25 protein-coding genes and 1 pseudogene are annotated in these 26,022 nt (G+C 59.9%); 1 reads left to right on the top strand and 25 read right to left on the bottom strand.

Going from position 1 to position 26,022, the window contains the following annotated elements; genetic code table 11:
* Positions 1-4 precede the first annotated feature (4 nt).
* From NE852_RS04090 to NE852_RS04000, 19 genes and pseudogenes are all read right to left on the bottom strand, one after another.
* Positions 5-757, bottom strand: a complete 753-nt coding sequence (locus tag NE852_RS04090; protein WP_008523651.1) for a flagellar biosynthetic protein FliR — start codon at positions 755-757, stop codon at positions 5-7.
* A complete protein-coding gene (flhA, locus tag NE852_RS04085) occupies positions 754-2,841 on the bottom strand; it encodes a flagellar biosynthesis protein FlhA (protein WP_008523653.1) in 2,088 nt (695 codons plus the stop codon). Before flhA ends, NE852_RS04090 begins: the two co-directional genes overlap by 4 nt.
* 89 nt (positions 2,842-2,930) lie before the next feature.
* Positions 2,931-3,197: a flagellar biosynthesis protein FliQ gene (gene fliQ / locus NE852_RS04080; protein ID WP_126919948.1), complete on the bottom strand. Its 267-nt coding sequence runs from the start codon at positions 3,195-3,197 to the stop codon at positions 2,931-2,933.
* Between the two features lie 90 nt (positions 3,198-3,287).
* The gene (gene flgD / locus NE852_RS04075) at positions 3,288-3,716 is read right to left on the bottom strand and encodes a flagellar hook assembly protein FlgD (protein ID WP_008523669.1); all 429 of its coding nucleotides are present in this window, start codon (positions 3,714-3,716) and stop codon (positions 3,288-3,290) included.
* Positions 3,707-4,156, bottom strand: coding sequence for a flagellar biosynthesis repressor FlbT (gene flbT, locus NE852_RS04070; protein WP_008523671.1), 450 nt, complete (start codon positions 4,154-4,156; stop codon positions 3,707-3,709). Before flbT ends, flgD begins: the two co-directional genes overlap by 10 nt.
* Complete coding sequence (gene flaF, locus NE852_RS04065) at positions 4,153-4,500, bottom strand: flagellar biosynthesis regulator FlaF (RefSeq protein WP_008523673.1); 348 nt, start codon at positions 4,498-4,500, stop codon at positions 4,153-4,155. The genes flbT and flaF overlap by 4 nt, the downstream gene beginning before the upstream one ends.
* 34 nt (positions 4,501-4,534) lie before the next feature.
* Positions 4,535-5,581 carry a flagellar hook-associated family protein gene (locus tag NE852_RS04060; RefSeq protein WP_008523676.1) on the bottom strand — a complete coding sequence of 349 codons (1,047 nt, stop codon included), beginning with the start codon at positions 5,579-5,581 and terminating at the stop codon, positions 4,535-4,537.
* 3 nt (positions 5,582-5,584) lie between these two features.
* Positions 5,585-7,072 carry a flagellar hook-associated protein FlgK gene (flgK, locus tag NE852_RS04055; RefSeq protein ID WP_008523679.1) on the bottom strand — a complete coding sequence of 496 codons (1,488 nt, stop codon included), beginning with the start codon at positions 7,070-7,072 and terminating at the stop codon, positions 5,585-5,587.
* Between the two features lie 19 nt (positions 7,073-7,091).
* Positions 7,092-8,396 carry a flagellar hook protein FlgE gene (locus NE852_RS04050; protein WP_008523681.1) on the bottom strand — a complete coding sequence of 435 codons (1,305 nt, stop codon included), beginning with the start codon at positions 8,394-8,396 and terminating at the stop codon, positions 7,092-7,094.
* A gap of 127 nt (positions 8,397-8,523) precedes the next feature.
* Positions 8,524-9,195 carry a transcriptional activator Rem gene (rem, locus tag NE852_RS04045; protein WP_008523683.1) on the bottom strand — a complete coding sequence of 224 codons (672 nt, stop codon included), beginning with the start codon at positions 9,193-9,195 and terminating at the stop codon, positions 8,524-8,526.
* 280 nt (positions 9,196-9,475) lie between these two features.
* Positions 9,476-10,035 (bottom strand): annotated as a pseudogene (locus NE852_RS04040) (lytic transglycosylase domain-containing protein).
* Positions 9,980-11,419: a flagellar hook-length control protein FliK gene (locus NE852_RS04035; RefSeq protein WP_258156208.1), complete on the bottom strand. Its 1,440-nt coding sequence runs from the start codon at positions 11,417-11,419 to the stop codon at positions 9,980-9,982. Before NE852_RS04035 ends, NE852_RS04040 begins: the two are co-directional and overlap by 56 nt.
* Before the next feature lies 1 nt (position 11,420).
* Positions 11,421-12,710 (bottom strand): chemotaxis protein MotC, encoded by a 1,290-nt coding sequence (gene motC / locus NE852_RS04030; RefSeq protein ID WP_008523698.1) that lies wholly within the window; start codon positions 12,708-12,710, stop codon positions 11,421-11,423.
* Between the two features lie 4 nt (positions 12,711-12,714).
* Positions 12,715-14,016, bottom strand: a complete 1,302-nt coding sequence (locus NE852_RS04025; RefSeq protein WP_008523700.1) for a MotB family protein — start codon at positions 14,014-14,016, stop codon at positions 12,715-12,717.
* A complete protein-coding gene (locus tag NE852_RS04020) occupies positions 14,013-14,642 on the bottom strand; it encodes a hypothetical protein (protein ID WP_008523702.1) in 630 nt (209 codons plus the stop codon). The genes NE852_RS04025 and NE852_RS04020 overlap by 4 nt, the downstream gene beginning before the upstream one ends.
* Before the next feature lie 202 nt (positions 14,643-14,844).
* The gene (locus NE852_RS04015) at positions 14,845-15,807 is read right to left on the bottom strand and encodes a flagellin (RefSeq protein ID WP_037170793.1); all 963 of its coding nucleotides are present in this window, start codon (positions 15,805-15,807) and stop codon (positions 14,845-14,847) included.
* 300 nt (positions 15,808-16,107) lie between these two features.
* Positions 16,108-17,019: a flagellin gene (locus NE852_RS04010; RefSeq protein WP_037170791.1), complete on the bottom strand. Its 912-nt coding sequence runs from the start codon at positions 17,017-17,019 to the stop codon at positions 16,108-16,110.
* A 246-nt stretch (positions 17,020-17,265) separates the two neighbouring features.
* Positions 17,266-18,174, bottom strand: coding sequence for a flagellin (locus NE852_RS04005; protein ID WP_008523707.1), 909 nt, complete (start codon positions 18,172-18,174; stop codon positions 17,266-17,268).
* A gap of 282 nt (positions 18,175-18,456) precedes the next feature.
* A complete protein-coding gene (locus tag NE852_RS04000; RefSeq protein WP_008523708.1) occupies positions 18,457-19,362 on the bottom strand; it encodes a flagellin in 906 nt (301 codons plus the stop codon).
* Between the two features lie 389 nt (positions 19,363-19,751).
* On the opposite strand from NE852_RS04000, the gene NE852_RS03995 reads away from it, so the two are divergent.
* Complete coding sequence (locus NE852_RS03995) at positions 19,752-21,725, top strand: glycosyl transferase (RefSeq protein WP_037170795.1); 1,974 nt, start codon at positions 19,752-19,754, stop codon at positions 21,723-21,725.
* 197 nt (positions 21,726-21,922) lie between these two features.
* Here the strand turns inward: NE852_RS03995 and fliP are convergent, their stop codons facing one another.
* The 6 genes from fliP to flgA are packed head-to-tail and all read right to left on the bottom strand — an operon-like array spanning position 21,923 to position 26,022.
* Positions 21,923-22,660, bottom strand: coding sequence for a flagellar type III secretion system pore protein FliP (fliP, locus tag NE852_RS03990; protein WP_008523717.1), 738 nt, complete (start codon positions 22,658-22,660; stop codon positions 21,923-21,925).
* Positions 22,657-23,160 (bottom strand): flagellar basal body-associated FliL family protein, encoded by a 504-nt coding sequence (locus NE852_RS03985; RefSeq protein ID WP_008523719.1) that lies wholly within the window; start codon positions 23,158-23,160, stop codon positions 22,657-22,659. Before NE852_RS03985 ends, fliP begins: the two co-directional genes overlap by 4 nt.
* A gap of 12 nt (positions 23,161-23,172) precedes the next feature.
* Positions 23,173-23,889 carry a flagellar basal body L-ring protein FlgH gene (gene flgH / locus NE852_RS03980; RefSeq protein WP_008523721.1) on the bottom strand — a complete coding sequence of 239 codons (717 nt, stop codon included), beginning with the start codon at positions 23,887-23,889 and terminating at the stop codon, positions 23,173-23,175.
* Positions 23,886-24,425: a MotE family protein gene (locus NE852_RS03975; protein ID WP_008523723.1), complete on the bottom strand. Its 540-nt coding sequence runs from the start codon at positions 24,423-24,425 to the stop codon at positions 23,886-23,888. Before NE852_RS03975 ends, flgH begins: the two co-directional genes overlap by 4 nt.
* Positions 24,422-25,543 (bottom strand): flagellar basal body P-ring protein FlgI, encoded by a 1,122-nt coding sequence (locus NE852_RS03970; RefSeq protein ID WP_008523724.1) that lies wholly within the window; start codon positions 25,541-25,543, stop codon positions 24,422-24,424. Before NE852_RS03970 ends, NE852_RS03975 begins: the two co-directional genes overlap by 4 nt.
* Positions 25,540-26,022: a flagellar basal body P-ring formation chaperone FlgA gene (flgA, locus tag NE852_RS03965; protein WP_008523726.1), complete on the bottom strand. Its 483-nt coding sequence runs from the start codon at positions 26,020-26,022 to the stop codon at positions 25,540-25,542. The genes NE852_RS03970 and flgA overlap by 4 nt, the downstream gene beginning before the upstream one ends.

The raw sequence follows: 26,022 nt of genomic DNA, 5'->3' as shown, positions 1-26,022 counted from the left end.
TGCCTCATCGCCCGATGTAGATCGAGCCGAAGGACTGGCCGAACTGGCTGACCATCGCCGCAATCGAGAAATAGATCAGGAAGAGCCCGCCCATCAGCAGATAGGGTGTGGAAATGAAGTAGACCGGGATCTGCGGCGCCAGCTTGTTGATGAAGCCGATCGAGACGTTGAAGATCAGGCCGTAGATCAGGAAGGGGCTCGAGAGCCGCAGCATGATGTAGGTGGTCTGTTCCAGCGTGTCAGTGAAGGAGATCAGCGTCGAGCGCATCTGCACAAGGCCACCAAAGGGCATGGTCGTGTAGGAATCGATCAGCGCGCGGAAGACGATGTGATGGAAATCCATGATGAAGAGAACCATGATGCCGGCGAAGGTGACGAAGGCCGAAAGACTGGTCTCCGGCGTGTCTTCGATGACGTCGGCGGTGCCCGGCTGGGTATAACCGACCATGGTGGCGAGGATCGAGGCGGCGAACTGCATGCCGAGCGTATAGATTCTCGCCAGCATCCCGTACATCACGCCGACCAGTGATTCGGTGAAGATCAGGCCGATATAGGTTCCGGCTCCCGTATGAACGGCCGGATAGACGGTGTCCCAAAGCAGCGGCATGACGGCGATCGAGAGCGCGCCGGCGATGAAGACGCGCAGCTGTTCGGGCACGCGCGCCGAGGAAAAACCCGGAAGAGCCAGCACACAGCCGCCGATCCGGCAGAAAACCAGAAACAGCGCGAGAACGGTCCCTTGCGGGTCTGTTATCATGAAATAGAGCCCAAAATCTTTATCTCGATGCCCTTGGCCAGTTCGACATGCGACAGGACCGGCAGCGTGGCGAACAGCCGTTCGATGATCATGCGCACATAGGAGCGTGTTTCCGGCGAGGTGACAAGTGCGAATGGCAGGCCGCGATCCATGAACTCACGGATAACTTTGGTTGCCTGTTCGCTGAACTCCTCCAGGCTTCGGGGGTCGATGTCGAATTCGATCACCTCGCCCTTGTTGTCACGCTTCAGCGCCTGATGGAAGGCAAGATCCCACTTGCTGCCGAGCCTCAGCACGCGCAGCACGCCGTTGTCGGCCAAGTCGCCGCAGAGCTGCTGCGCCATTCGGATGCGGACATGCTCCACGATCTGCTCGGTCTTCCTGACATGCGGAGCGAGCTCGGCAACCGCTTCGAGAATGAGGTGAAGGTTGCGGATCGAGACGCGCTCGGCAAGCAGCAGTTTCAGCACCGCCTGCAGACCCGAATAGGACATGTGCGACGAGCAGATCTCGTCGGCGAGCTTCTTGTATTCGGGGTCGAGCCGATCGATCAGCACCTTGACGTCCTTGTAGGAGAGAAGCTGCGGCAGGTTGTTGCGGATGACCTCGCTCATATGAGTGAGCACGACGGAGACGTTGTCGATCGGCTGGAAGCCTTCGCGCTTCAGATCGTCGGCGAAGTTTTCGAGGATCGAGACGGCCGGCATGCCGAAAGCGGGTTCGCGAATTTCGTCACCCGGAATGCTCGGCCGGCGGCCGGCGCCGGTCACGACGAGGACTTCGCCGACACGCAGCAGGTTGGAAGCGACCGTCGTGCCGTGGATGCGGATCTGGTAGGACTTCTCGGCGATGGCGATATCGTCCGTCACCTTGATCTCGGGCACGACGAAGCCGTATTGCGTGGCGAACTTCTTGCGCATCTTGCCGACGCGGAAGGCAAGCTCCTGGTGGGCGCCGAGCAGGCGCGTCGAGACCATCTTGCCGAGCGCCAGCTCGATCTCCGAGGTGCGAAGCACCGATTTGACGGAGTCCTTTTCCAGCTCCTTGCTCTGGACGACCTTCTTTTCCTCCTGCTCGCGGCGAAGCTTGTTTTCAGCCTCGACCTGACGCGGGATGAACCAGGCGCCGAAGGCGAGAAGGCTGCCGAGGATCACGAAGGGGACAAACGGCAGACCCGGCATCAAGGCCAGGACAAACATCAGCACGGCCGAGACGGAGAGCGCGCGGGGATAACCGCTCAACTGGTTGACGACCGCCTGGTCGGTGGAGCCGGTGGTGCCGCCGCGCGAGACGAGAAGGCCGGCGGCGAGCGAGACGATGAGGGCCGGCATCTGTGAGACGAGGCCGTCGCCGACGGAGAGCTTGACGAAGACGTCGGCCGCTTCGCCGATCGGCATGCCGTGGCGGAAATAGCCGATGATGATGCCGCCGAAGACATTGATGGCGGTGATGATGAGGCCGGCGACGGCATCGCCGCGCACGAACTTCGACGCACCGTCCATCGCACCGAAGAAGGAGCTTTCCTCTTCGAGCTCCCTGCGCCGGCGCTGGGCTTCCTTCTCGTCGATGATGCCGGCCGAGAGATCGGCGTCGATCGACATCTGCTTGCCCGGGATGGCGTCCAAGGTGAAACGCGCGCCCACTTCGGCGATACGCGTGGCGCCCTTGGTGATGACGATGAAGTTGATGGTGATGAGGATCAGAAAGACGATCAGACCGATGACGAAATCGCCGGACATGACAAGGCTTGCGAAACCGGCAATGACGCCGCCGGCTGCGTCGTGACCTTCATTGCCATGAGACAGGATGACGCGCGTCGTCGCGATGTTCAGCGCCAGGCGGGTCATCGTCGCGATCAGCAGAATGGTCGGGAAGGACGAGAAATCGAGCGGCTTCTGAATCCACAGCGCCACCATCAGGATCAACACCGAGAAGGCGATCGAGAAGGCCAGTCCCATATCGATCAGGAACGGCGGAATCGGCAGGAAGAGAATGCAGATGATGCCGATGATGCCGAGGGCAAAACCGATATCGCGCAGGCTCGGGGCGACTTTCGGAAGGGGTAGTGCAGGTGGTTGCGCCATAACGATTCCGTCTCTTCATGAGAGGAGGCGGACATGGGTCCGCCCAATTCGGATCGAGAGTTAAATGGCGAAGCTTGCGCGAAGGTGGCTCAGAAGCCGGACTGGATGCGCGAGAAGACCAGATTGGTGAAAATGGAAATCTGCGAACCGACAAAGGGGGCGGTGACGCCAACCGTAACAAGCACTGCGACGATCTTCGGCACGAAGGTTAGCGTCGCTTCCTGGACCTGGGTCAGCGCCTGGATCAAGGCGATGACGAGGCCCACCACCATCGCGGCGATGACGGCGGGACCGGCGGCGATCAGCACGGTCCAGATCGCGGCCTGGAACAGATCCAATGCATCAGCTTCGTTCATCGAAAGGCAACCTCATATCGCCTTGAAGCGGCCCCGCCTTGGCCAGGCCGCGATTGTTGGCATCAAAGCGGCGTGTCGGCGCCGCTTGCATCAGGAACTGCTGCTCGGAGCCTTGTCGGCAACGGTGATTCCCGCCTGCACGAGTATCTTACCGCCATTCTCGGTGGTCGCAATGATGCCGTCGGAATAAACCTTGACGGAATCGATGACGCCTTTGACGGTGCCGTCGGCACTTTCCATGTACTTGCCGACATAGCTGCTGGCCTGGGTGAGGCTCGAGCTCGCCAGAAGGGTGTCCAGCTTGGTATTGGTTTGGACAGTCTGCTCGACCTGCGAGAAGGTCGCAAGCTGCGCCACCTGCTCGCTCGCCTTCATCGGATCGGTCGGGTCCTGGTTCTTCATCTGCGCGATGAGCAGCTGAAGAAAGTTGTCGTAGTTCAGCGTCGCCTTCTTCTGGGCCGTGTCCGTCGACCCCGTCGTCGTCGAACTGTTCACCTTCGACGTTGCATCTACCGCCATGGTGCGATCTCCCTGCGAATCTGCTCGACCATCGTCGGTGGCAGCTCGTGGTTGTTGAGGATACTGTCTTCGATCGAGTAGAGACCGCGGATGGCCTTGAGCGCATCAAAAGCGCGGCCCGTCGAGACGAGCGCATCGATGCGCTTCAGTTCGGCGAGGATCTCTTCGTTCTTGAAGCAGGTGAGCAGCATGGTGATCGACTTGCGGAACATCGCCGTCGAGTGGTCCTTGCCCTCGGGGTTGATGAGGATCATCTGCGCGATGAAATAAAGCTGGCGCAGCGGCGTCGTGGCGCCTTCCGGCTGGAGGACGTGGTTTTCGAGAAGGAACGTCACATCATTCAGGAATTCCAGCGCGACCTTGCGGTCGACACGCAGGACGGCGCCGTTGATGAAGATTCTTTCTCCGGCTTTCAGAGAAATGCGAAGTGTGCTTTTCATTTAAGTCCATCCCTGATGATGGTGGTAACGTCGATGATGCCCTGGTAGTTATTAGACAGACGTTTTCTGATCCTGTCGCATTCCTTCAGTATCCAGATCGCGATCGAGATGAGGTTGGCCCTGAGCTCGATCTCCAGCTGATTGTCGGGATGTTTCAGATCCTCGATGAAGCTGATCCATACCCGGCGCGTATAATAGAGGGCTTCAATGGCTTCCCGGCCGTATTTTTCCTTGTCGCGCGCCAACGACAGCAGTTCTATGGACCGGTCAAGAACCTGCCATTCCCGCTCTTTCGCGTCGGCCACCGAGTCTTGCATGACTTCGGCATATGAGAACTGATACATTCATGCATCCTTCTTTATTGCGCGCCTTTGATCATCAAAGGTAATTTACGAGACTCAACTGCTGGATCTTCGAAACGATCGTGTAAGCGGTTTCAAGCTGCGTTTCCAAAGTCTTGACAAGGGTCGAAGCTTCGTAAGGATCGACGCCCTGGAGATCGACGAGCTTGTTCTTGATGATGTTGGACTGGGCATCGAGAGCGTCGTTCGACTTCTTGACGCGCTCCTGGGAAAGGCCAAGCTGGCTTGCCTGCGTCACGAGGCCACTGGTCGCCTTGGTCGTATAGCTAATCGCCTTGCTGGAGACCTTGCCCATCGCATCGGCGCTGAGATTCTGCCCCAGCAATGCCGAGGTCATGACCGAGGCGAGAGCGAAATAGCGCATGCCTTCGGAATTGGCATTGGTCGAGGATTCGATCACTTCCGAATTGCTGATGCGGCTCGTCATGTTCTGGTTCGAAGCCTGCGACCAGCCAGTCGCCGCGTTGGTCCAGTTGGCCTGGCTGAACATCGGCTCGACCTGCGTGGTGATGAAGGTGTCCATTTCAGCGCCGGTCAGCTGGTTGACCGGCTTGCCAAGACCCGTCGCATAAGTGTTCAGCGCCGTAACGATGGCCGCGCTCGTTGCCGCCGTCTTGTCGGTCAGCGGCTGCACGTCAGTGTTTATACCGGAGAAGAGATATTCGCCGTTCACCATGGTGTTGGCTGTATCCATCATGGTGGACAAGGCGCTCGTCGCCGACTGGATGGCGACGGTGATGCTGCCGGGATCGTGGCTGCCCTGAAGCGCCGTCAGCTTCGAAACGAGGCCGTCGCCGACGTCTTTCATCTTGGAAAGGCCGAGTTGCGAGGATTCCATGCGCGCGTTGACGAGCGAATTGCTCGACTTGATCGAGTCTATCCTGTCGACCTCGCGATTGAAGTCCACGCTCCTGGCGGCACTGCCGCCAAGGGAGACGCCGATATCCGCATAGACTCCCGTCGTCGCTTCCGTCGACGCCTTGGTCATCTGGTTCTGCGCCTGACGGATCGTCAGCCGCATTGCGTTCTGGATGGCCGAACTTGAAATAAATGAGCTCTTCATGGCTTAACTCGCAATATCCAGCAATGACTTCAACATCTCGTCAACGGCGTTCAGGATCTTGGTCGCCGCCTTGTAGGACTGCTCGATGTCGAGAAGCAGGGTCAGTTCCTCGTCGAGGTTGACGCCCGTCTCGTTGGAATAGGCCTCGTCGGAACGCGACAGCGCCGCCGAGGTATTTTCCGCCGCCGTCGTGGCGTTGCTACGGTACTGCTCGAGCCAACCCAGGGAATTGGTAGCGTATTCCATGATGCTGACGTTCGAATCGATGCCCGTCGAGGCGTCGAAACCAACCGCGGGTCCGGCCGCCGGATCGAAATCGATATCGGAGCCCATCGCTGTATATAGGCGATCAAGCTCATTCGTGTAGCCACTGAGGCCGGTCGGGTTCGCGACGAGACCTGTGGCGTTGACGCCGCCATCGCGCAGGCGCATTGGATCGCCGCCCTGTGAGGTGATCACGCGAGTGCTGACGCTGATCGTTGCCGCCATGCCGGCAACGGCGGTGGCACCGGTATCGACAGTGCCACCGCTCCAGGTGAAGAGGCCGGGCACATAGGCCGGACCGGCTGCCGTATTCTGCTCCTTGAAGAGCGAGACCAGGCCGCGGGCGATTTCGTCAAGCTGCTTCTGGAAATTGGGGGCGATCTCGTCGCGGACCTGGAGGAGCGACTGAAGGCTCCCCTGCCCCGTCGTCGTTGATCCGCTGCCGCGCGAAAGTGCCACGCCGTCGATATAGACCGAATTGCCGGTGATGCCGGCGTTGTAGACATCCTTGGCCTGGAAAGTCACCTTGCGCGGGACCGTCTCGAAGAGGATCGTCCCGTCAGAGGTGCTCAGCACCATGTCGTTGTTGTCGCGCGTCGTCGTGTTGACGCCGACGATCTGCGAAATCTGCTTGAGGGCCTTCTCACGCTCATCGAGAGCGCTCGATGCATCCGCGCCCGAAGCCGTGGCAGTCTTCACCGCATTGTTGGCTTTTTCGAACTGGCTGAGCAGCGTATTCAGGTTATCGACCGCCGTAGCGATCTGCTTGTCGGCGGAGGCGCGAACGTCCTGAACGGAGTTCGACGCATTGTTCAGGGAGTTGGCGACGTCCTGGGCGGCAGTGATGGCGCCCTGAGCCGCGACCGTGCTGCCCGGCGAGGTTCTGAAAGCCTGCAGTTTTTGCTGGAAAACACCGAGATAGGTGGACGGCGCCGTTTCGTAATCGTTGCCGCCCATGATCGACTTGAGATCCCCGAGACCGCTCAACAGCGCCTGCTGGGCGCTGTCTTGCGAGGACGACTTCAGATACTGGCGCAGCAGGGCGTCTTCCTGCGCCCGGTCAATCTTGACCACCTGGGCGCCGTTCAGTGACGTGGTGAGCATCGCCTGCCGGCGCACATAATCCTTGTTGCCCGCATTCGAGATATTGTTCGATACGACACTGCTCTGCGTGCCGGTATTGTTGAATATGTTCTGCGCGGTATTAAGTGCGGACGTGAGCGACATAGCTTACCCGTTACCCTACTTATCTCTTGAGGTTGACGAGGACGTCCATGATGTCCGAGCCCGTCTGGAAGACCTTTGAATTGGCGGTATAGCTGCGCTGTGCTTCGATCATCTCGGTCAGCTCGCCGGCAAGATCGACGTTTGAACCTTCGAGAGCACCCGATTTGATCGTGCCAAGACCGTTCGTCTGCGGGAAGCCGGTGACGGTGACGCCCGACTGGCCGTTGGCGCTGTAGACGTTGCCGCTCATCAGCGTCAGCTTGTCGGGGCTTGCAACGTTGGCAAGCGGAATACGGTAAAGCGGCTTGGTGCTGCCGTCCTCATATTTGGCATAGACGATGCCATCGCCATCGATCGTGACGTCCTGGACCGGGGTCGCCGCCTGACCATTCGGCGTACCGGTACCGGAAAAGGCGGCGCCGAGCTGCGTGAAGCCCGAGAAATCCATGGCGATCGTCTGGCCCGTCACACCATCGGTGATGTTGACCGCGCCCGTCGAGGTCATCTTGCCGTTGGCGTCGAAGGTTAGCGATCCCGTGCCGACAGCGCCGCCGGCGCTGTAGGGGAAGGAGGTCGCGCCACCCGTTGCCGCATTGGCGTTGCGGAACATCGCCACTTCCCAGGTGGCGGCCGTGGCGGGAGGCGCCGGCGGCGGCGCTGCCGCAACCGCGGTTTTCGTGAAGTAGAAGTCGTACATCACCTTGTTGCCCAGGCGATCGTAGGCGACCATCGAGACCTTCTTCGTGTCAGTCGTCGTGGTTGCGAGGTTGGCGCTCGGCAGCGTCGCGGGAGCGACCGGAGCAACATTGGCGTTAGAATCAAGGTTGCCCTTGAAGAAACCTGACGTGGAGGCGATGGCCGTGAGGCCATCCTGGCTGACGTTCACGGGAACGAGGCCATCGAAACCATTGACGACGACGGCGGGCGCACCCGAGCCGTACGAGTAGCCCATCAGCTGGAAGCCGGCGGCATTGACGAGGTTGCCTTCATCGTCCTTGGTGAAGTCGCCGGCGCGGGTCAGGACCGGCGTACCGTCAGGACCCTGAACGATGAAGAAGCCGTCCCCTGAAATCGCAAGGTCGGTGCTCGAGGTGGTGTAGGAAATATCACCCTGGTCGGAGACGGCCTGGCGGACGGAGGTCTGAACGCCGCCGGAATTGTAGTTGCCGCCCGAGGAAGGCAGGACCAGCGATGAGAAGCTCGTCGAGACGGCCTTGTAGCCGGTGGTATTCACGTTGGCGATGTTGTCGCCGACGGTGCTGAGACGGTTCGCCTGAGCGTTCATCCCCGATACTGCCGTCTTCATGCTGCCGAAAATGCTCATCTGAAAACCTCGTTTTACCTGTTAAGCTCAAGAGTATTTGGCGGGCCTTGCGTGAAGCTGTCTGTCATGGCGAGCTGCGAGGCCAAATATCCAGGTTCAGCCGAGCGTTTGCGCCCGGCTGAGAAAATCAAGCCCAATCAATGCAGTAACCAAGGAAGCGCTTGGAATCGACGGGGTCGACGCCGAGCTTTTTGCGCAGCTTTTTGCGCAGCTTCGAGATGTGGCTTTCGACGACGTTTTCCTCGACCTCTTCATCGAAGATGCCGTAGATGGCGTTGAAGATCTGGGTCTTGGTGACCCGGCGACCGCGATTGGCGATCAAATATTCGAGGATGCGGCGCTCGCGCCGGGGAAGCGCGAAAACTTCGCCGTTGATTTCGGGATCGCGACCATCCGAGAAGACGCGGATCGCGCCGATATCGGTATAGTTGGCAATCGCCTTGAGCCGGCGGCGGATTGCAGCCGCCCTTGCGAGAATTTCGCGGGGATGAACCGGCTTGCGCACCACGTCGTCGACACCGCAATCGAAAAGCGCAAGGGTGTTTTCCAGGGAAGGCTGATCGCTGACCGCGATCACCGGCGCCATCGACCGATCCCGGATCGCCCGGGGCAGTTCCAGATTGCGCTGGCCCTGGCCGATCAGAAACGCCTCGACTGCCGCAATATCGGAATCCGCGGCGGTCTGCACCCACTCACCGAATTCCGCAGGATCAAAGCCGGTGGAGGGAATGCCCTCACGGCCAAACAGAGATGTATATCCATCTTTCACGAGCTCACGCTCATCAACCACGACGATCATTCGTCCGCCTCCGAATCAGTGTGGCACATCGATGATCTATGGGTACGAATCGCACGAATCGGCGACAACTCGTTAAAGTTAATGGCAGAAATTAATAATTGATTAAGACCTTGGTGGCGATTTGATCTATATCTAGTGGCCACCTCTGATTATGCACACAAAAATTTCGTGGAAAAGTTAACGGTCTCTTAATTATGACTTGCGCACGGGATTCATGCCGGATTCCTGCCATATTGTGACACAATTTCGTCACAATAAGCCTCTTCAATTTTTGATTGAATCAATTTTGGCAAAAGTTACTCGCATTAGAGTCCACTTGCCGTAACCCGTGGCGACCAGATTGGCGATGACGCGACAGACATATTGCTTCTGCGCGGGGTCGTTGTTGGGGCCTGCATGGTATCTGGCTACCGCCATCGTCCACGTCTCGTGACGGTCATGCAGGTTGCGGAGAAACTTCGCCGCATATTCCACGTTGCGATGCGGGTCGAACATCTCCTCGGCGGAGCCGAAATTTTCGCCGTGATAATAGTGGTTGATCTGCATGCAGCCGATGTCGATGAGCTTCGCGCCGCTTCTGAGGGCAACATCGAACTGCACCATCGCGTCCTGCTCGGAGGGCGGAAAGATCGCCTTGCCTTCGACATTCATGGCGTAGGGATAGAGCGAACCTTTGCGGCCGGTCTCCGTCAAACCGACCGAATAGAGAATGCCTTCCGGGATCCCGTATTTGGCCGCTGCCGACTGGATCTCGCGTTCACAGGCGCCCGTGGAGGCTGATGCCTCAGAGGTAAACCCCGCCAGCGCTGCTGCCAGTCCTGCCAGCAGAAAGGTCTTCAATACCGGTTTCGCCTGCGCCATTGAAGCCTCCATTCGTCCGCTGCGCCATCAGATTGTGGCGCTCGCGCGCCTCGCCGCCCTGCCCCTGCTGAGCGAGCGACTGCTGCTGGGAGGTCTGGCTCTGGCTGCCGGCCTGGTTGCCGGCGTCGGAACGCTCGACCGGCGCCATGCTGACGGTGACGCTATCGATGGCGTAGCCCTGGCTGCGCAGCGCTTCGAGAATCTTGCCGTGATCCTCCTTCAATTGACGGTAAGCCGCTCCTGTTTCGACCTTGAGATCGACGTTCAACGCATCGCCCGACAGGCGCATGGTCGCCGTCACCAGACCGAGATCAATCGGGTTCATCTGGATCTTCAACGTGTTGACCACCTTGCCGGCGCTCGTCCATTCCGCAGCGTTGGAAAGGGCCGAGCTCGGCTCCATGGCCCGCGCCCATTCGGAATCGCCTGCGAGAGCAGCGGTGACGGCAGCGGAATTCGAATTCTGCGCCAGGCCGATATAGCGGCGGGATTCGAGGACCGACACATTTTCGACATCGGCCTTCTTCGAGCCGTCTTTCGGCCCGGCCTCATCGGCGCCGATATGAACGTCCATCGACACGCCGCGGCCATCGGCACGGCTGATCCTGAACGTCTTGCCATCGGCGGCGTCGCCATTCTCCGTTCCGGGAACCCTGACGTCGTCCACCTTGCCGCTGACGGCTGCAAGCGCATCGGACGCATTGCTGCCTGCCTTGGCATTGATGCCATCTGCCTTCTTGTCGGCCATTCCGGTCCCATCGGTCTTGGCGGAGACGTGCTGGGCGGCTGCCGCCGGCAGGGCCGCGGTTCCGTCGGCAGGCCCCTGCTTCAGCAGGCCGAGCACGTCGGAAACCCCGCCGTCATCGTCCTCGCCGCCATCCTTGTCGGTATCGGTTTCCACCGCCCCGGTCTTGGCATGTTTGACGCCTTTGGCCGCTTGCGCGATTTCTTCCGCGGAGCCATCTTTGGGGCCGAGCTTCCCGAAACCGAGATCGGCCGGCATTTTCGCCTCGTTCTTGGCGGGCTTTGCGGCAATCTTTTCGCCACTGGCGAGGTCGGCGACGGTTTCAGGCGGCGCATTCCGCTGCGCCTTCAGAGCGGCGTCGCTGAGATTGATCAGGGGCTTGGCGCGGCTACGGAGCGCCCGCGCCGACTTCTCGGCGGCGTTTTCGACAATACCGCCCTGATCCGGCTGCGCGTCGTCGGCCTCATCGTTAGCAGCGGCGCTGCCCGCCTTGGCGAGCGCATCGGAGAACTCGTTCTTTTGATCGGCGACATCGCCCTTTCCGGTCTGACGTGCGGATTTTGCAACCGCAGCAGTCTCCGTGCCAGAGGTTCCGCCCGAGACGCTCATATCCATCATTTTATTTGCCTTCTTGCGCCAGAAGACCGTCGATCTCGTCGAGCCTGGACCGATTGGTCGTCACAAATGCGTTGAATGAGGGGTCGGTATCCTGGCTCTGGCCAGCCGATGCCACACCTCCCGGAACAGGCTCGGGAAGCGCGCCTGGCGCTCCCGGTTGCGCGGCTATCGGCGCAGCCTTTTCAGAAGTGATTTCTTGATGGTCAGTGTTAGGATTGGAGGCTTGCGTCAGGCTTGCCGGATCGGGAGCGCGAAGGATCTGGTCGGCGACGGATCTCGCCGCTTCCTGCAGCGCCTGATCCCGCGTTGAAAGCACATTGCCATCGATTCCGCTGACATTCTTCGCGGCCTGATCGATATTCTCTGTGGGAAGACCGGCCATGCCGCCATAGAAATCCGCAAGCGGGCCGAAAGCATTATCGGTGCCGGCGCCGAGCGACTGCACGCGTTCGACCGCCATGCGCGCCAATTCCGGCTTGCCTGCTATCGCGGCCGCACGCGCGATGCGCAGATAGACCTCACGCTGGCGCGGCGCATCCATGAACGACAGGATGTCGACGACCTCCTGCGGCTTCACATCATGGTCGTGGCCGACGACGAGCTTGACGAAGAGATCGGCGAACTGGCCGGCATAAGGCGAATGCAGGAAGCGTCTGATATAACGCTGCGAATAGGCCATCCCTTTGTCGAGCAGCCCCTTGTCGAGGCAGATGGCGACGGAGCGGCGCAATGCCGCCTCCTCGACGATCGTGCCGGGGGCGGCAAGCCGCGCCTGGTCATAGAGATCCAGCGCGTCCGTCGGCTTGGTCGCGATCAGGACGTTGCCGCCGATCAGCGCCAGGTAGGGACCGATCTTCCTGTCGCGATATTCGCCTGCCGTTTCCTCCAGCGTCTTTGCGACGAGAAGACCCTTGCCGCTCAGATATTTGCGCAAGACATCGGTGACGCGGTTGTCGAAATAGCCGTTGACGTCGTGGGCAACCAGATATTCGAGCGTCTGGGGATTACCGCCGCTCATCGCATAGATCAGCGCCGCATCGACGTTGCGGTCGTCGTCGAAAATCGAAGGATCGACAGTACGCAACCGCTCGTCGATGGTGCCCAGCATGAAACGCTGCATCTCGCCGGCTGAATGATCGCCGGTTACGACGGAATCCTGAACGAACTGCAGCGACCGCAGCATCTTGTACGGCGCGAGGTCGTCCGAATCCTGCGCACTGCCTGCAGCAGGCGAAAAAAGCGCCATGCCGAGGACCACAAATCTGACGTAGCGATGCTGCCGACGCGCCATCCGACTATCCTTGATCCGCCTGCACCAGAATTTCGATCCGGCGGTTGGCCGCGTTGAACGGGTCGGACGGCAGCTTCAGCCGACGGTCGGCGAAGCCGGAGACCTGGGAGATGCGTTTCTCATCAAGTCCACCGCGCACGAGCATGTAATAGGCGCTCTGGGCACGGTCCATCGAAAGCCGCCAGTTCTCGTTCTGCCCCTTGTACTGGCGCCCGTCCGTGTGACCGCGAATGGCGACTGCCCCGCCCCTCTCCTTCAGGATCGCGCCGATTTTTTCCATGGCAAGTACCATCTCCTGGCGCGGCACTGCGGAGCCGATATTGAACATGGAATCGTCGCTCTGGTCGGAGATGCTGACCAGCAATCCACCTTCCGATGCCGTCACGGTCAGACCCTCGGCGAGCTTGCCGGCTACGCCGCCGATCTGCTGGGCGATCTGCTGCTGCAACTGCTCGGCTTCCTTCTGCTGCTCTTCGGTCTTGTCCGCATCCTTCTGATGATCGGCGCCCTTCTGAGCTTCGGTCTTCTTTTCGTCGGACGATTTTCCGGCCGCTGCCTTGCCATCCTTGGCCTCGGCTGCGCCCTTGGTTTCCTTGGCGGCCTTCTGGTCGGCGGGCGCCGGCTTGATGTCCTCGGGCTTCAAATTCTCGGCCTTAGCGATCTCGGTCGTCTCGCTTTCCGCCGGCTGGTCGCTCTTGCCGGGAGGCTGCGGCTTGCCTGCAGTCGTGACCTCAACCTGCTTCGTCCAGAAATCCGGATCGAAAGGATCGCGATAGGCCTCGCCGCCATCGGCACCCGTCGCCGGGCCGGAATCGGCGGCGCCGCCATCGCCCTTGGCGCTGACATTGGCCTGCTGGCCGACCTCCTGGGCGATCTCGGCGAGAACCGAATAGGGGTTCTCGAAGAAATCGGCTTCGGAATAATTGGTGTGGTCGCCTGAGGTCGAAGTCTGGTCGTCACCGTCCTTGGCAGATTTGCCCTCGGTCGGATTGTCTTCTTTCTGCTTCGACTTGTCCTTTTTCTCCTCACCTTCCGCATTGTCGACGGGCTTCTTCACGCCCTTCTCGGTCGGCTTTTCGTCGGAAAGCTTGATCGGATTGAAATAGGTCGCAACCGAGGCCTTGGTCTCCTCGTTGGCGGCATTGACCAGCCACATGACGAGGAAGAACGCCATCATCGCCGTCATGAAGTCGGCATAGGCAATTTTCCACGCACCGCCATGGGCGCCGTCGTGATCACCGCCGCCATGCCTTTTGACGATGATGATCTCGTTCTTGCCGTGGTGATGGTTTTCGCCTTCGCTCATTCGAGAACTTTCTTCAAGCTGGCCGCCCAGGCAGACATACGGGTAACAATGACGGATTCTCCGATTTCGACGGCAAGATCGATATCGTCGGCCTCAAGGTGGCGAACTGCTTCGGCATGTTCGCCGAGCTCGGCCTTCAATCTTTCGAAGAGGCGCGACGGCCCCCTGACGACGATCGGTCCGGCCGCGCCCTCGAGGATGGCCTCGCGCAGCAGAGCGGCGAGGCTTTCGGTGGCCTTGGCGGCAAGCGTTTCCGTCATGACGGGCGCAATGGCCGCCGCTGCGCCGGCGCTGACCAGCTCGGCCACCTCTTCAGCGACATCACGGATACGGGATGCGATGACCGCCGCCGCCTCGACTTCGTAGCGAAGCTTCAGCTCCTCGAGCTCGCGCGCATGGACTTCAGCCAGCATCCGCGCCTCGAGTTCGTATTTTTCGGTCAATTCCGCGGTCGCTGCGGCATGGCCCTGCGCGTAGGCTTCGCGACGCTCCGCCTCGACGTCGATCGCTGGTTCGCTCGGGATTTCGGGAAAACCATCGCCGGCAAAATCATCCATGTCGATCATCGGTACCGATGGTTCCGGCTCGCCGAAATCCTTCAAATACCGGGAAAGCGAAATGCTCATAAAAACCATCCAGCATTCGGGAGGCATGCAGCATGCCGGCCCTGCTCAAAACGTCCTTGCGCTCCGGCATGCCCTTTCGAAACGGGCAAGGACTTGACCTTACGCCGGCACGGATTCGGGCAATGCCTTCGTGCCGGAAACTAGGAAGTCAAACTTGCGCGAGGATGAATGGCGCCGCCGCCACCCCTGATCGCGCCCACCTTTATTCCAACAGAATGAGGATCTTGCTCGAAGCCGTATTGAGGATGGAGATCGCTTCCACCGCCATCTGCTTCTGGGTCTCGATCGCCTTTTGGCGGATGGAAGCCTCGTCCATGTCGGTATCGACCAGGGCGCCGACGCTCTTGTCGATCGAATCCGACAGGTCGGCGGTGTAATCCATCTGATCGTCGATGCGCCCTTTCATCACGCCGATGGAAGCCGCCGTCGTTGTCAGCGAGGAGAGCAGCGAGTCGGTCACATCGAGCATATCCTTGAGCTGGGCATCGGTCGTGTTCTTGCCGATCGCGATCTCCGTACCCGCCGCCGGCGTGGTCGAGTTGGCGTTCAGCAGGTAATAGTTGCGCGGGCCTGTACCGCTGTTGTTGATCGCCTGGGCATCCACCGATTTGGTCAACAGGCCGCCGCTGGCATTATTCTTGTCGATGAGGATGGTCTGCGACGATGGGAAATCGATGGTCCGCGCCTGGTATTCGCCGGTCGGAGCGCGCACGAAGCTCGAGATGACCGACCACGTCGGCGGCGCGGCGGCGTTACCGTTCAGCAGCCAGTTCTCGCCGGCAAAGGAGGTAGACTCGACGACCGTCTGCAACTGCTGCTTGAGCTCGCTGATTTCGTCGTTGATCTTGTCCTTGTCGGTGCCAGGCTCTCTTGCTGAAACGAGCTTGGTGCGAATCTGGGTAAGGAGATCGATCCCGGAATTCATCGCCGTGTAGGTCGCATCCACCTTTGCGGCGCCGAGACCGAGCGCGTCTCCGATGGTGCCGAGATTTGTGCTGTCCGACCGCATGACGGTCGCGACCGACCAGTATGACGCATCGTCGGCTGCTGTCTCGATACGATATCCCGAGGAAACTTGCTGCTGGGTCTGGCCGGCTTCTTTATTGATGCTGCGCAACACTGCAAGCGCATTCACCGCGGCCGCGCTGGTAATCTTAACGGTCATCGACAGGGTCTCGGAAAAGGTGAAAAGGCAGGCCGGATTGCCGGCGGCGACTGAAGTGGCGTCATGCCTCCGGTGATTTCCACCGGCGCGTCGCAAAAAAAGCAAATCAACTCAAGGCAAAGTTAACTCGATATCAACCTTTTCGGCAAGAGCGGCGGAGCGAGCGCCGCGCATCGAACCAGGATTGGATCAAATCATTGATATAAAAGAAAGAACCGCGCCGTTTCGGGCGCGGTCCGGGAGGTTTTTCGGTTGCCTCTGGACGATGGCGCAAGATTCGGTCCAGCTTCAGCGCCCGATTTAACTGCGGAACAGCGTGAGGATGTTCTGGGCGCTGGAGTTGGCGATCGACAGCGACTGGATGGCCAACTGCTGCTGCGTTTGCAACGCCGTCAGCTTGCTGGATTCCTCTTCCATGTTGGCATCCACCAGGCGGCCCACACCTGAATCGATGGAGTCGCTGAGCGAACTGACGAAATTTTCCTGGAGTTCGATGCGGGTCGAAATCGATCCGAGCTGGGATGCCGCCTTGGTCATCGCCTCCAATCCGGCCTCGATCGACGTCAGCGCCATGGAGATCTCAGGCGAACCGAAGGTGCTGATGTTCATCGAGAAGATGGAGCCGATGGTGCCGTTGGAGGTGCCGATGATGCCGGAGGTCGTCTCGATGGCGCCGACGGAAGTCATGCCGAAGAGAACGTTGCCCATGGAGCCCGTGCTCAGGACGTAGTCCGTCGTCTTGACCGAGACATTACCGTTGCCGTCGCGGACGAAGGTCGAAACGACGCTCTTGGTGCCGTCAGCGCCGGCAACCCAGTTTTCACCGGAGAAGGAAGCCGATTGGGCGATGCTCAGGAGCTGCTGCTGCAGCTGGCCAATTTCCTCCTGAATCTTGGTCTTGTCGACGCCCTTTTCCGTTGCAGCGACGATCTTCGCCTTGATTTCGCTGATGACGTTGATGGCGCTGTCCATGGCCGAATAAGCGGTGTCGACTTTGGCGGCGCCAAGACCGAGAGCGTCGGAAACGGCCGAGAGGGCCTTGTTGTCCGAACGCATGGTCGTCGCGATCGACCAGTAAGCGGCGTTATCGGACGCCTTTTCGACCCGGTAACCCGACGATACGCGGTTCTGCGTGTCCTCGAGGCTGTGGTTGATGCCGCGGAGTGTCTGAAGAGCGGCCATCGCCGCGACGTTCGTCAAAATGCTGGTCATGAAATAATTGCCCCTCGTCGGCAGGTGGAAAAAAGGGACATTCCGGAATGCTACCGGGAACGGGGATCAGCTTCATGCCTGTTAACCGGTTCTTAAATTAGGTTAACTCGCCGTCTCGTTGGCGGCAGAAGACAGCATTATGGTTAATCAACAGTTAACGAAAATAAAAAAGCCGCGCTCCATCGAAGCGCGGCTCGATTCTGAGGTGCCCGCCGGAGGCCGGCGGGCCAATGTTGGCGCGGGCTATTAGCCGCGGAACAGCGTGAGGATGGTCTGCGAAGAGGAATTCGCAATCGACAGCGACTGGACCGCCAGCTGCTGCTGGGTCTGCAGGGCGCTGAGCTTGGAGGATTCTTCTTCCATGTTGGCGTCGACGAGACGGCCGATACCGGAGTCGATCGAGTCGCTCAGAGCGTTGACGAAGTCTTCCTGCAGTTCGATGCGCTTGGAGATCGAGCCGAGAGCGGCGCCGGCACTGGTCATGGACTTCAGAGCCGATTCAACGTTGGTCAGAGCCGTCTGGATCTGGCCGAGCGTGAAGGTGGTGATGTTCATCGAGTAAACGGAACCGACCGTACCGTTCGAGGTGCCGAGGATACCCGTCGAGGTTTCGACCGCGCCGCCGCTCATGCCGAACAGGACGTTGCCCGTGGAGCCGTTCGAGAGAACGTAGTCGGTCATGACGACCGACACGGCGTTGGAACCGTCGCGAACGAAGGAGGCAACGACGTTCTTGGTACCCGAAGCGCCGGCAACCCAGTTTTCGCCGGAGAAGGAAGCCGACTGAGCGACGCTCAGGAGCTGCTGCTGCAGCTGGCCGATTTCTTCCTGGACCTTGGCCTTGTCGACACCGTTTTCAGTGGCAGCAACGAGCTTGGCCTTGATGTCGCCGACGACGTCGATGGCGCTGGACATTGCGGAGTAAGCGGTGTCGACCTTAGCGGCGCCGAGGCCGAGAGCGTCGGAAACGGCGGAAAGTGCCTTGTTGTCCGAACGCATGGTCGTTGCGATCGACCAGTAAGCAGCGTTGTCGGATGCCTTGCCGACGCGATAACCCGACGATACGTGAGCCTGCGTCGTCTGAAGACCCTGGTTGATGCCACGGAGAGTCTGGAGGGCTGCCATTGCAGCGTTATTGGTGTTGATGCTCGTCATAGTTTGCTTGCCCCTTGTTGGCAGATTTTAAACAGGGACATTCCGGATTTTCGGCCGGCCCACAGCGATCAGCATCATGCCTGTTAACCATCTCTGTTAGGGTTAACTCGCCGTTTCGATGGGGCCTAGAAAACAGCAAGATGGTTAAGGAAGGCTAAATTATAAACTTAAATAATGTAAAAATATCTGAGACTTAGATGAATTTCCGTTAACCTTATTTTAAAACATTTCGCGGCCGGGGATGACCCGGCCGCGAAACTTGGAAGCCTGTAGTGACCGGTTTTAGCGGAACAGCGACAGGATGTTCTGCGAAGAGGAATTCGCAATCGACAGCGACTGGATCGCCAGCTGCTGCTGGGTCTGCAGGGCACTGAGCTTAGAGGATTCTTCTTCCATGTTGGCGTCGACGAGACGGCCGATACCGGAGTCGATCGAGTTGCTCAGAGCGTGGACGAAGTCGTCCTGGTTGTCGATACGCTTGGAGAGCGAACCGAGAGCAGCGCCGGCACTGGTCATGGACTTCAGCGCCGATTCAACGTTGGTCAGAGCCGTCTGGATCTGGCCGGCGGTGAAGTTGGTGATGTTCATCGAGAAGATCGAACCGACCGTACCGTTCGAGGTGCCAAGGATACCCGTCGAGGTTTCGACCTGGCCACCGCTCATGCCGAACAGGACGTTGCCCGTCGTACCATTGTTGAGAACGTAGTCCGTCGTGGTGACCGAAACGGCGTTGGAACCGTCGCGGACGAAGGAGGAAACCACGCTCTTCGTGCCGGAAGCGCCGGCAACCCAGTTTTCGCCGTTGAAGGAAGCCGACTGAGCGACGCTGAGCAGCTGCTGCTGCAGCTGACCGATTTCTTCCTGGACCTTCGCCTTGTCGACGCCGTTTTCAGTGGCGGCAACCAGCTTGGCCTTGATGTCGCCGACGACGTCGATGGCGCTGGACATGGCGGTGTAAGCGGTATCGACCTTGGCGGCACCCATGCCGAGAGCGTCGGAGACGGCGGAAAGTGCCTTGTTGTCCGAACGCATGGTCGTTGCGATCGACCAGTAAGCAGCGTTGTCCGAAGCCTTGCCAACGCGATAGCCGGAGGAAACGTGAGCCTGCGTCGACTGGAGCCCCTGGTTGACGTTGCGCAGCGTCTGGAGAGCGGCCTGTGCGGAAGTGTTGGTGTTAATGCTTGTCATAAATCTGTCCCCTGGAAACTAGATACAAAAAGGAGGACATACCGGACTGTAGTACCGGCGATGACGGACCAGCTTCATGCTACTCGGCGCCTGATTTGTTTGGCCCAAACCCGTCATGTCCAGGGCAATCTCGCAGCCAATGCTTGCCAACTTCTTAAAAATGGAGGGTCCGTACCGGCCGCTCATCTCGCATAGTTAATGCCCTCTCACAGCGCATAGTTAATGCCTGCTGAATGCACTTTCTTTCATTCAAGTTCGGCGAGAAAACGAGCTTTCCCTGGGGAGCAGGCGTCATCGAGCCACCGGTTTCAAGCAAGCTTCGAATGGCAATGTGGCAGGCGCCGGGATAGCATCATCGGACCGATCCGCCCGTTCGGGGAGGACGGCCCATGCGCGCGTCGGCGATCGATAGTCATGCCAGAACATTTCCTTCACGGAGTTGGGTTTTGAACAGCAAAGTTTCGTTCTCTGCGGCGTCCAAGGATTACCAGATGGGCCGCTATACACAGTCCCTGGCGACGCTCAACCAGCTCATGGATATCCAGCAGGACGCCAAGACTTACGCGCTGTTGGCCAAGAACCTCGTGCAGCTCGGCTTCAAGACCGATGCGGCGAAGGCCTATGGCCTTGCCGCCGGCTGTGAGGGGCCCAACGCCTACGAATATGCCAAGCAGGCTGCCAAGCTGCATTACGAGACCGGCAACGAAGACGAAGCGCTGCTGATCGCTATGCGAAATCTTTCTAAGGCTCAGGAAGATGCGGACCTGGCTTTCATCATCACCGCGATCTACCTGAAGCGCCAGCAGCGGGATATCATCAGCCCGTTCAAGACGGTGTTGTCGCAGAGCGCCAACCCGGATCACATGCGCCTGGCTGCTCTGTTGCTCAGCGACGACCTGAACGACGCGACCAACCAAAGCCTCGCGCGCAACCTCTTCAAACGTTTTCCTGGCAATCTCGCATTCCGCTTCCTCCACCTGGTTTTCGCCCGCGAATTCAACGAGTTCGAAGAGGCAAGCAAGCATCAGGCCGTGATCGACGCAGCCCTTGCAAAGGGCGACATCGAGATCCTGCGCAAGGACAACCCGTTTTATCACCTGCATTGGTGCGGCAACGAGGATTTCAACCGATATGCGACGATCGGCACGACTCCCCTCAACCAGGAACGGGTGACCTTCCGCCGCAACCAGCCGCACACATGGTCGGACAAGATCCGGATCGGCTACATGTCATCGGACTTCTGGGATCGCCACGCGACGATGAAGCTGTTGCAGCGCATTCTCGAACTGCACGACAAGGACCGCTTTGAGGTCACGCTGTTCTGCCATACAGGTCCGGAATTCCTGAAGCACAACAATACCGACCGCAGCCGCTGGGGCAAGATCGTCATCGTTCACGGTTTCTCCGACCAGGCGATGTTGGAAACGGTGCACGAGCACAATATCGATATAATGGTCGACCTGAAGGGTCATACATCAGGCAGCCGCGCGACAGCCTTCAACTTGCCGCTGGCGCCGGTTCAAGTCGGCTGGCTCGGCTTCCCCGGCAGCACCGTCAACATCGATCTCGACTACGTCATCGGTGACCATTCGGTACTGCCTGACGTGGCGAAGCCTTTCTATCACGAGAAATTCTGCCGGCTGCCGGAGAGCTACCAGCCGAACGATCCGATGCATCGTCCGAAACCACGTCCCGTCACGCGTGAAAAGCTTGGCCTGCCGGAAGACGCATTCATCTTCGCCTCGTTCAACGGTAACCGCAAAATCACGCCGGAAACGATCGACAGTTGGTGCCGGATCCTCAAGCGGGCGCCAAACAGCGTACTCTGGCTAATGGCGAATTCACCGCGAAACCAGGCAAACCTCTTGAAGCGATTCCAGTCATCAGGCATTTCCTCCAAACGGATCATCTTCTGCCCGCGCGCGCCCTACGAGGAACATATCGACCGCCAGCAGGCGGCCGACATCGGCATCGACACCTTCCCCGTCAACGGCCACACGACCACCTCGGAGCAGCTCTGGGGCGGCCTCCCGGTCCTGACCGTCAAGGGCACCAACTTCGCCTCACGCGTCAGCGAAAGCCTGCTCAGGGCCATCGACCTGCCCGATCTCGTCGCGGACGACCTGCAAGCCTACGAGGATATGGCCGTCGAGCTCGCTGAGAACCCCGGCCGGATCGCCGAGTACAAGGCGCATCTGAAAGAGAAGCGCTATATCGCGCCGCTCTTCGACGCCGAGCGCTTCTGCCATCATCTGGAACAGGCCTACGAAATCATGGCCGAGCGCGCCAGGCAGCATCTTGCACCCGACCATATCGACATCGCGGCGCTCCCGCCGCGCACGGCACCCTTCGCCTCGGAGTGACCCCGCCTACCCGCAAGAAAGCCCGCCGGAGCGATCCGGCGGGTTTTCTTGTTAGGAGCAAAGATGTGGATGGCAGCTAAAGCATGTCGCACCAAAGTGTGCAGCGTTTGCGATCACGACATGCGTAAAACCAACACCCGAAGCACTGTAAGAGAACCTGAAAGATCGCGGCGCGTTTCAACGCATGCGCGCGCTCATCAGCTGAACGAGCGCACCAGGCTGCCGACCAGCAGGTTCCAGCCGTCGATCAGCACGAAGAAGAGAATCTTGAAAGGCAGCGAGATCGAGGTCGGCGGCAGCATCATCATGCCCATCGCCATGGTGATTGTGGCAACGATGAGGTCGATAACGAGAAACGGCAGCACGACGAGAAAACCGATCTCGAAACCGCGACGGATCTCGGAGATCATGAAAGCCGGGATCAGCACGCGGTAATCGATTGGATCGGTCGTCTGGATATTCTGCCCGCGTTCACGCGCCAGATCGACGAAGAGCGCCAGGTCCTTATCCCGGGTATTGGCCGACATGAAGGTGCGGAAGGGTTCGGCGATGCGCTGGACGGCCTCGGTCTCATTGATCTGGTTGGCAAGCAGCGGCTGCACGCCGTTCTGCCAGGCCTGATCGAAGGTCGGAGACATGACGTAGAAGGTCATGAACAGGGACAGTGACAGGAGGATCATGTTGGAAGGCGTCGAAGATAGGCCCATGCCCGAACGCAGGATCGAGAAAGCGATGATGAAACGAGGAAAACTCGTCACCATGATCAGGATGCCCGGCGCGACCGAAAGGACGGTCAACAGGCCGAAGGTCCGGATGATCCAGGCGGCGACAGAGCCGTTGACCGGTACGTTCAACAAGTCAGTCGGCAGCTGCTGGGCCACCGCCAGTTCCGGCACCGCCATCATGACGGCAAGGAAAACTATAAATCGAATCATTCGATGACAAATGTCCTGAACATGACCTTCGATACCCGCCCTTGCGAGCGAAGGTCAACACGTTCCTGTATGTCATCCTTGAGATATTGAAAGCCCCGCGGCCCCTCGATCTGCTGAAGGGAAACGGTTCTGATATAGGCGAGGATATCCTGGTGGATATCCTCGGAAATCTTGACATCCGGGGGCCCGTTGAACAGCAGCGCGACTTCGAGTCGGACCCAGTTTTCAGAGGGATAGGCGAGGTTCGAGGTGATCGGCTCGAGCTGGACGACGTTGTTCTCCTTGGTCGAGATACGCGCCAGGCCTTCCTCGGCCTTCTTCTTTGCCTCGGTGTCCTTGGCCTGCTCGGCCTCCTTGGCGCCCTTGATGCTGGGCGCGACGATCGTGCCGACCGCCCAGCCTCCGCCGGCGCCGACGAGCGTCAGCACCGCGATGCCGATGATGGTCATCAGCGAGCCGGATTTCTTCGGTTGACCTGCGGCTGCGTCTAGATCTGCCATCGTCGTTCAGCCTCAAAGCGGCGAGAAAAGATCGACGGCCTGCTGGCCGCGCGGAGGCTGCTGCACTTCCATCAGGCGGCCGCGGCCGCCGTAGGAGATGCGGGCTTCGGCGATCTTGTCGTAGGAGATCTGGTTCTCGGCGTTGACGTCCTGCGGCCGAACGATACCGGCCACGTTCAGGATACGCAGTTCCTGGTTCAGGCGCACTTCCTGTGAGCCCGAGATGACCAGGTTGCCGTTTTCGAGAATGCCGGTGACAACAGCGGCAACCAGAAGGTTAAGCTTGTCAGTGCGCTCGATCTTGCCCTTGCCGTCGGTGCTGGTGTCGGAGCCGTAGGTCAGATCCGTCTTGGACTGCGGCGTCCAGCCGAAGATCTGGGCGTTGACATCCCAGTTCATGCCGCTCGAATTTTTGCGGCTGCGGTTGGTTTCGTTGTCGAAGGATCCCTTGTCATTGATCTGGATATCGACGGTCAGGATGTCGCCGACGTTAAGCGCGCGCGCATCCTTGAAGAGAGCGGCCTGCGAATCGCTCCATAGCGAGTAACCCTGCGCCACGGCGCGTGGCTGCTTCGGATAGAGCGCCATCTGCGGCGTCTGGCCGTAGGCAAGGCCGCTGCCGATCGGGCTCATGGAGGGCGCGCGGCCGATCTCGCTGACCGCCGTCGGAGACTGGCAGCCTGCAAGGAGTGCGAGGGCGGCGATCGCGGCCGGGAAACGCATGTTCATGAAGGATCCTTCGACGTATTGGGATCGGACGCACTGGCGATGACGCTGGCGATGGCCGCCGCTTTCTGCGGGTCCATCTCGTTAAGGATGAGGCTAGACTGGCGCGGGCCGAGGCGCATGATCACGGCGGAGGCCACCTCGATCTTCATGTCCTGCAGCTGGATTGCTGCCGCGTCCGGCTTCATCTTCTTGTAGATCTCGGTGAGGCCGGCTTCCGCCTGCTTCAGGAAATCGTCACGCCGCTTGAGCCAGTCCTGGTATTCGGCCTTGCGCTTGTCCATCTCGGCCATGCGGGCGTCGATGTCGGCGCGAAGCTTTTCCAGCTCCTGCTTCTGCAAGAGGTAACGCTGGTCGCGGGCGGGATCGGCGATATTGGTGCAGAACTGCTTGATCTCGTCCTGAGAGGTGATGTCGCCCTCCGGGTGCTCCTGCGCGAAGGCGCCGGGGATCGACAGTAGGACCAGGCCTGCTGCCGGCAGCGCAAGCCGGCGCAGCAGTTGCAGGACCGTCATATCAGGATTGAATATTTTCATCATTGCAGCACAAGCTCCGCCTGCAGGGCGCCCGCCGACTTGATGCCCTGGAGAATGGCAATGATACCATCCGGTTTCACGCCGATATTGTTGAGGCCGGCGACGAGGGTCCTGAGATCAGGACCGTCGATGATGGCGACGCGCCCGCCGGTCTGCTCGGCTGCGATATCGGTCTGCGGCTGGACGGCGGTCCGGCCTTGCGAGAAGGGTTCGGGCTGGATGATCTGCGGCGTCTCTGTGACCTGAACCGTCAACGTGCCGTAGCTGACGGCGACCGGCGAGACGCGGACGTCCGAACCGATGACGATCGTTCCGGTGCGCTCGTTGATGACGACCTTGGCCGGCGTGTCGGTTTCGACGATGAGATTTTCGATATCGGCCATCAGGCGGGTAAGATCGGCTGCGCGCGGCTTCTGGATCACCACCTCCTGTGAATCCTTGGCTTCGGCGACCGGGCCGCCGAAGCGCTTCGACGCATAGCCGTTGACGATGTCGGCAATGCGGATCGCCGTCGAGAAGTCCGGATTGCGCAATTGCAGGACGAGATTGACCGAGTCCTTGAAGCGGGATGGCAGTTCGCGCTCGATGATCGCGCCGCCGGGCACACGGCCGGCGGTGGTCACACCTTCAGTCACGGTCGCGGCCTGGCCCTGGGCCTGAAAACCGGAAACGATGACGGCGCCCTGCGCGACGGCATAGATCTGGCCGTCGGCTCCGGAAAGCGAGGTCATGACAAGCGTGCCGCCGCGCAGCGACGTGGCATCGCCGAGCGAGCTGACCGTGACGTCGATACGGCTGCCGGGACTTGCAAAAGGCGGCAGGTTGGCGGTGACCATCACCGCCGCCGTATTCTTGGCGTTGGATTGGCCGCCCTGCGTCGAGATGCCGAGATTCTGCAGCATGGCCCGCATCGACTGTTCGGTGAAGGGCGAGGCACGGAAGCCATCGCCGGTTCCCTGCAGGCCGACGATCAGGCCGTAACCGATCAGCTGGTTGTCGCGGCCGGCCTGAAGGGAAGCGATGTCCTTGATGCGAGACGTCAGCGCCCAGGCGGGCGCGACATCGGCCAGGCTCATGGCGACGACCGCAACAAGCGTCAAGAAACGGAAGAACAATTTCATTTTGCCCTCACATGGACCGTGCCGTCCGCAAGCACCGTGCCGCTGACGATGACCCCGGAATCCATATTGCGCGCGCGGATGAGCTGCCCCGTCGCGCCATCTTCAAGGGGCGTGCCGGCGGCAGAGATCGTCATTGCGCCAAGAGAGAAGACCAGGCGGATCGAGGAGCCGCGCGTTACCGTATAGGGCTCGCGCAGGGCTGAGACCTCAATCGTGCGGCCCGGCAGCAGCGTTCGCTTGGAGACGAGGCCTTCGACCTGCGAAATCGATTTGGCATAGTCTCCGGCGAGGTTGGGATTGGTGACCTCGACCTCCTGAAGCTGGCTGCCCGACAATGTGTCGCCGGGGTAGATGATCGTCGTCGGGACGACGGCATAGCCCATGCCGGCATCCGCGCCCGCGGGCAAAATGATGCCCGCGATTGCGATCGTGGCTGCCGCCACCCATCCTGAGATGCGTCCTACCCGGCAAAACATCAT

The sequence above is a fragment of the Rhizobium sp. Pop5 genome (genome assembly GCF_024721175.1).
In the GTDB taxonomy this organism is placed as follows: Bacteria; Pseudomonadota; Alphaproteobacteria; order Rhizobiales; family Rhizobiaceae; genus Rhizobium.
The sequence above is the reverse complement of the archived record's forward strand: the minus strand, read 5'-3'. Positions and strand labels throughout refer to the sequence as shown.